The 6,440-nt window shown below is 48.7% G+C and carries 6 protein-coding genes; 1 reads left to right on the forward strand and 5 read right to left on the reverse strand.

The genetic code is table 11. The features are described from left to right. On the forward strand, nt 1-771 hold a 771-nt coding region (locus PX484_RS06360; protein ID WP_288103181.1), incomplete at its 5' end, for a lipoxygenase family protein. 339 nt (nt 772-1,110) lie between these two features. On the opposite strand, the gene rpsJ is transcribed toward PX484_RS06360, so the two are convergent. The 5 genes from rpsJ to rpsL form a co-directional block, all read right to left on the reverse strand. Beyond that, nucleotides 1,111-1,428 carry a 30S ribosomal protein S10 gene (gene rpsJ, locus PX484_RS06365; protein ID WP_002800099.1) on the reverse strand — a complete coding sequence of 106 codons (318 nt, stop codon included), beginning with the start codon at nt 1,426-1,428 and terminating at the stop codon, nt 1,111-1,113. A gap of 90 nt (nt 1,429-1,518) precedes the next feature. Further along, a complete protein-coding gene (gene tuf, locus PX484_RS06370; RefSeq protein WP_287767781.1) occupies nt 1,519-2,748 on the reverse strand; it encodes an elongation factor Tu in 1,230 nt (409 codons plus the stop codon). Nucleotides 2,749-2,901: 153 nt separating this feature from the next. Continuing rightward, a complete protein-coding gene (fusA, locus tag PX484_RS06375) occupies nt 2,902-4,977 on the reverse strand; it encodes an elongation factor G (protein WP_002783529.1) in 2,076 nt (691 codons plus the stop codon). A 143-nt stretch (nt 4,978-5,120) separates the two neighbouring features. Then, nucleotides 5,121-5,591 carry a 30S ribosomal protein S7 gene (rpsG, locus tag PX484_RS06380; protein ID WP_002739653.1) on the reverse strand — a complete coding sequence of 157 codons (471 nt, stop codon included), beginning with the start codon at nt 5,589-5,591 and terminating at the stop codon, nt 5,121-5,123. A gap of 155 nt (nt 5,592-5,746) precedes the next feature. Next, complete coding sequence (gene rpsL, locus PX484_RS06385) at nt 5,747-6,130, reverse strand: 30S ribosomal protein S12 (protein ID WP_002740176.1); 384 nt, start codon at nt 6,128-6,130, stop codon at nt 5,747-5,749. Nucleotides 6,131-6,440 lie beyond the last annotated feature (310 nt).

The raw sequence follows: 6,440 nt of genomic DNA on the forward strand, positions 1-6,440 counted from the left end.
GGCGGATTCGTTGATCGTCTATTAGCGGGGACGCTAGAAGCATCTATCGAGATAATTAAGACTTCCTATCGTCAAAGATTGGATAATTTCGCCGATTATACCCTACCCAAGCAATTAGCCTTCCGCCAAGTCGATGATACCTCCCGACTACCAGATTACCCCTACCGGGACGATGCTCTCTTACTTTGGCAAGCAACGGAAACCTACGTCAAAGATTACCTAAGTCTTTACTATACTTCCGACGCGGATGTAAACGAGGATACAGAATTACAAGCTTGGGTGCGAAAATTGATGTCACCTGAAGGTGGAAGCATTAAAAAATTAGTTTCTGACGGAAAATTAGACACTTTAGCCAAATTAATCGAAGTTGTCACCCAGATAATTTTTATTGCTGGACCACAACACGCGGCGGTTAATTATTCTCAATACGATTATCTCGCCTTTTGCGCGAATATTCCCCTAGCCGGTTATCAATCTCCTCCCAAAGCATCTGAGGAGGTGGATATGGATTATATTCTCCGTCTTTTGCCCCCCCAGGCCCAGGCCACTTATCAATTGGAAATTATGCACACTTTAACAGCTTTTCAATTCAACCGTTTTGGTTATCCATCCCGAAATGATTTCCCAGATCAACGCACTTACCCGATTTTGGCGGTTTTCCAAGCTAAATTAAAAGCGATCGAAAATGAGATCGATCGGCGCAATTCAACCCGAATTACGCCTTATATTTTCCTGAAACCCTCTCGCATCCCCAATAGTATCAATATTTAGGGTCTGCTGAAAAAGTTTTTTGTGGGGGCAGGGTGTGGGGTGTGGGGTTTTACCCATTTTCAGACGGTCAATTACCTAATTTTCAGGGAAAAAGTCCAGGAATTTTCGCCCCGATCCCTCCAATGGCTGGCACTTTTTGAGGTCAAAAAAGTCTAAAAGTCTTATCCAACAAGGTTTTTAGATTTATTCAGCCAACCCTATTTAAAGAGCAACCGCCACCTTGATGGGCTGCTGGGGTATCTAATAGCGATTCTCGTCCACAAAAACTAGACGAGAAACACCATGACAAAGAGTCTCTAAGAAAAAAAGATGTTAGCGATAACATCTTTTTGGCATTTTTTACAATTTAACTTCAATATCAACCCCTGCGGGTAAATCTAATTTCATCAAAGCATCGATTGTCTTAGAAGAGGGTTGGTAAATATCAATAATGCGGCGATGGGTGCGGGTTTCAAAATGTTCACGGGAGTCCTTGTCAACGTGAGGGGAACGCAGGACACAATAAATCTTTCTTTTTGTCGGTAGGGGAATCGGTCCGATCGCTGTGGCGTTAGTTCTATTGGCAGTATCGACAATCTTCTCACAGGAAGTATCGAGTAGGCGGCGGTCAAAAGCTTTCAAACGAATGCGAATTTTCTGTTGTTGTAACGTAGCCATAATTTCACCTATTGCAGTTGTCAAGGTACAAGATCAAGACAGTAACGGAGCAGCTTTTAAATTCACTGCCCCGTTAATTAGTAGATTAGCCTACTTGATAATTTTCGAGATAACGCCAGAACCGATGGTGCGACCACCTTCGCGAATAGCGAAGCGCATCTTCTCCTCAATAGCGATCGGGTTGATCAGTTCCACGGTCATTTTGATCCGGTCTCCCGGCATGACCATTTCTACAGTGCTGCCATCATCGGCGGTGTAGTCTTTGATAGTGCCAGTTACGTCAGTTGTCCGTACATAGAACTGAGGACGATAGTTTTTAAAGAAAGGAGTGTGACGACCACCCTCTGCTTGAGTTAACACATACACCTCACCTTCAAACTGGGTGTGGGGTTTGATCGTACCCGGTTTAGCGATCACCATGCCGCGCTCGATGTCGGTTTTTTGGATACCACGCAGGAGGATACCAGCGTTGTCACCGGCCATCCCTTGATCAAGACTTTTCTTGAACATTTCGATCCCGGTGACGGTGGTGGGGCGAGTTTCTCTGATCCCCACCAATTCCACGTTATCACCCACTTTCACAACACCGCGTTCGATCCGACCGGTAGCCACCGTCCCCCGACCAGTAATCGAGAATACGTCTTCTACCGCCATCAGGAAGGGTTTATCGATCGCCCGTTCGGGGGTGGGGATATAGCTATCCACCGCTTCCATTAATTCATAGATCGCATTTACCCACTCGTTGTCGCCTTTTTTGGCCTTGGGATTTTTGGTCATGTAGTCGAGGGCTTCTTTCGCAGAACCGGCAATAATGGGGATATCGTCGCCGGGGAAGTCGTAACTGGTGAGAAGTTCGCGCACTTCCAGTTCCACCAGTTCCAGTAATTCCTCATCGTCCACCATATCTTTTTTGTTGAGGAAGACCACGAGGTTAGGTACACCCACCTGACGAGCCAGCAGGATATGTTCCCGGGTTTGGGGCATCGGGCCATCAGCGGCCGAGACCACGAGAATACCACCGTCCATCTGTGCCGCACCGGTGATCATGTTTTTTACATAGTCCGCGTGGCCGGGGCAGTCCACGTGAGCATAGTGGCGACTGGCGGTTTCGTACTCAACGTGAGCGGTGTTGATGGTGATCCCGCGAGCCTTTTCTTCGGGAGCGGCATCGATTTCATCGTATTTTTTAGCTTGGGCATTACCCAGAGCCGCTAGGGTCATCGTGATAGCGGCGGTGAGGGTAGTTTTGCCGTGGTCAACGTGACCGATCGTACCGATGTTAACGTGGGGTTTCGTCCGTTCAAATTTAGCGCGTGCCATTTACTTTCTGTTCCTTTGTTTTTTTTTCTTCTTCAGCTGGGTGAACATTAATCAGTCACCAGAGATCAGTTTTAAGTTAGCAGTTATTAGGGTTGACCGATCAAATTTAAATGATCGGTTTGTCTTCACTGCTCACCGGTCACTGGTCACTGATTATCCGTTCCCTTTACTTTTGGCGATAATCGCCTCGGCCACGTTGCGGGGGACTTCTTCGTAATGGCTAAATTCCATGGTGAAGATGCCCCGTCCTTGGGTTTTGGAGCGAATATCAGTGGCGTAACCAAACATTTCCGCTAAGGGAACTTTAGCGGACACTTTGGCGATGCCGGCCTCGGTTTCTTGACCTTCGATTTGTCCCCGACGGGAGTTAAGATCACCGATGACGTTACCGATGAAGTCTTCGGGTACTTCCACCTCGACCTTCATCATCGGTTCTAGGAGAACGGGGGTAGCTTTCATCACCGCTTCCTTAATCGCCATGGAACCGGCAATCTTAAAGGCCATCTCGGAGGAGTCCACATCGTGGAAAGAACCATCTACCAGGGTTGCTTTCAGGTCGATGACAGGATAACCCGCTACGATCCCCGATTCGCAAGCTTCTTTCATCCCTTGTTCTGACGGGTTGATGTATTCTTTGGGGATAGCACCACCGACAATTTTGGAGACGAAGACAAAGCCTGACCCCGGTTCACCCGGTTCGAGTTCGATGACGACGTGGCCGTACTGCCCTTTACCGCCACTTTGACGGATAAATTTACCCTCAGCGCGCACGGGTTTCCGCACAGTTTCCCGATAGGCCACCTGGGGAGCGCCCACCGTCGCTTCGACTTTGTACTCCCGCAGCATTCGATCGACGAGGATTTCCAGGTGCAGTTCTCCCATCCCGGCGATTACCGTTTGATTGGTTTCGGGATCAACTTTGACCCGGAAGGTGGGATCTTCATCGGAGAGAGCTTGCAGAGCTTTGCTGAGTTTCTCGATGTCCTGTTTGGTTTTCGGTTCCACCGCCACGGAGATAACCGGTTCGGGGATAAAGAGGGATTCTAGGATAACTGGGTTCTTCTCATCACAGAGGGTATCCCCGGTAATGGTGTTTTTCAGTCCGATCGCCGCTCCCAGATCACCGGCGCGCAGTTCATCCACTTCGATCCGTTCGTTGGATTTGAGGACGATCAGGCGAGCGATCCGTTCTTTGGTTCCTTTGGTGGAGTTGTAGGCGTAGCTGCCTTTAGCTAGTACACCGGAATAGACCCGCAGGAAGGTTAAACGACCGAAGGGATCGGCCATGATTTTGAAGGCGAGAGCAGAGAAGGGAGCATCGTCCTTAGCCTCCCGGATTGCCTCGCTGCCATCGGGAAGAATCCCTTTAACGGCGGCTACTTCCGAGGGTGAGGGTAGGTAATCGACGACGGCATCGAGGAGCAGTTGTACCCCTTTGTTTTTGAAAGCCGAGCCGCAGAGGACGGGAACAATTGTACCAGCAATCGTCCCTTCTCTGAGACCGCGTTTGATTTCGGCTTCGGTGAGTTCTTCACCTTCTAGATATTTTTCTAGGAGTTCTTCATCGGCTTCCGCTACAGCCTCCACCAGCTGCACGCGGAATTCTTCGGCCTTTTTCAATAAGTCTTCGGGAATGTCGGTTTCTTCTATGTCTTTCCCTAGATCGTCCTTATATATATAGGCGCGCATCTTGACGAGATCGATGATCCCGCTTAGTTCGCTTTCTGCGCCGATCGGCATTTGGATGGGAACGGCGTTAGCTCTAAGGCGATCTCTTAATTGTTCGTAAACTTTGAAGAAATTCGCTCCCGTTCTGTCCATTTTGTTGATAAAGGCAATCCGGGGTACTTTGTACCGATCGGCTTGTCTCCAGACGGTTTCCGATTGGGGTTGTACACCACCAACAGAGCAGAAAACCGCCACTACTCCATCGAGTACCCGCATGGAACGTTCCACTTCAATGGTGAAATCGACGTGGCCAGGGGTGTCAATGATGTTGATGCGATGATCTTGCCAACTGGTACTGATGGCGGCGGCGGTGATGGTGATTCCTCGCTCCCGTTCCTGTTCCATCCAGTCGGTAATTGCCGTTCCGTCGTGGACTTCGCCCAGTTTATGAGCGACTCCCGTATAGAACAGGATTCTTTCTGTTGTCGTTGTTTTGCCCGCGTCTATATGAGCGGCGATTCCGATGTTTCGCACTCTCTCTAGCGGGATAGTCCGTGCCACAGCAACCTCCTTGCTTTGCTTGCCAGTGATGGGATTTTGTTCTAGGATTTTTTACACTATTTACAATTCTATACTTTTCTTGACAGTTTTTTGGCGGCAGCGGTGTGGTCCACCGCCCTTAAAGTATCTTTAAAGTATCTTTCTTAGTAACGATAGTGGGCAAAGGCTTTGTTTGCCTCTGCCATCCGGTGGGTTTCTTCCCGTTTTTTGATCGTGCCGCCGGTTTCATTGGCCGCATCCATGATCTCGTTAGCTAGTTTACCAGCCATGGTTTTGCCGCCTCTGGTTCTGGCATAATGGACTAACCAACGCAGTGCCAATGTACTACCACGGTTGGTGCGTACTTCCATCGGGACTTGATAGGTGGCTCCACCGACCCGGCGGGCTTTCACTTCCACTAGGGGGGTGGCGTTTTTAACGGCTTTTTCAAATACTTCTAGGGGTTCTTGGCCGGTACGTTCGCCGACGGTTTTTAGGGCATCGTAAACGATGTTAGCGGCCAAGGATTTTTTGCCCGATCGCATGATCCGGCGGATGGTCATGCTGACTAAACAGCTATTGTAAACGGGATCGGGGGGAATAGGACGTTTTTTGACGTTTTTACGGCGAGACATCGGAATATTCCTTGATTTTCTAGGTTAACTTTAACTTTTGCTTGACAGTCGGATGATTACAGCCCATCTCAAACCCTCTCCTGCGAGTCTTCAGTCTCTTGGGTTAACTTTGACCGACTCGGTGGGAGTATTTTTTTGGTTAATCAATTTCCTGTTTATTTAGCGGCGGGTTTGGGGCGTTTGGTTCCGTACTTAGATCGCGCCTTTTGACGGTTTTTCACCCCAGTGGCATCGAGGGTGCCGCGAATGATGTGATATCTGACTCCGGGTAGATCTTTGACCCGACCGCCCCGAATGAGGACGACCGAGTGTTCTTGCAGGTTATGACCGATGCCCGGGATGTAGGCTGTCACCTCAAATCCAGAGGTCAAACGTACCCTAGCGACTTTCCGTAGGGCTGAGTTGGGTTTTTTCGGTGTGGTGGTATATACTCTTGTACAAACTCCCCGACGTTGGGGGCATTGTTTGAGGGCGGGAGATTTGGTTTTTCTTTTCGCTTTGGATCTTTCGTCGCGTATTAATTGCTGAATGGTGGGCATGATAGGGCTGTATCTAAGGTTACTCTGAACTCCTATTACCGAAGGTCAAATCGTTGACAAAAGGTCATTATAGCAAATTGTTGCTGTTGTTGTCAAGTCCGCGATTGTGCTTTTCTCCGGTTTAGATGTTAGAGATTGTCTTTTTCTTGGGCGGCGGCGGCACTCAATTCGGGCGTTATTAGGCGATAAAATTACAGCTTCGTTGTTTTGGCTTGATAGTGCGATTTTAGCGATAATTATCACCTGATTAATCGGCTAATATCTGAAAAACTGTCTCTAGCTAACCTCATTTTCAGAACTGGTGTCTAGA

It is taken from the genome of Microcystis sp. M49636_WE2, from assembly GCF_030065375.1.
Classification (GTDB): Bacteria; Cyanobacteriota; Cyanobacteriia; order Cyanobacteriales; family Microcystaceae; genus Microcystis; species Microcystis aeruginosa_C.

What these genes read in the sequence shown, in the direction of transcription:
- rpsJ (WP_002800099.1), bottom strand. Translation starts at nt 1,428, where the DNA reads ATGGCTACGTTACAACAACAGAAAATTCGCATTCGTTTGAAAGCTTTT.
- tuf (WP_287767781.1), bottom strand. Translation starts at nt 2,748, where the DNA reads ATGGCACGCGCTAAATTTGAACGGACGAAACCCCACGTTAACATCGGT.
- rpsG (WP_002739653.1), bottom strand. Translation starts at nt 5,591, where the DNA reads ATGTCTCGCCGTAAAAACGTCAAAAAACGTCCTATTCCCCCCGATCCC.
- rpsL (WP_002740176.1), bottom strand. Translation starts at nt 6,130, where the DNA reads ATGCCCACCATTCAGCAATTAATACGCGACGAAAGATCCAAAGCGAAA.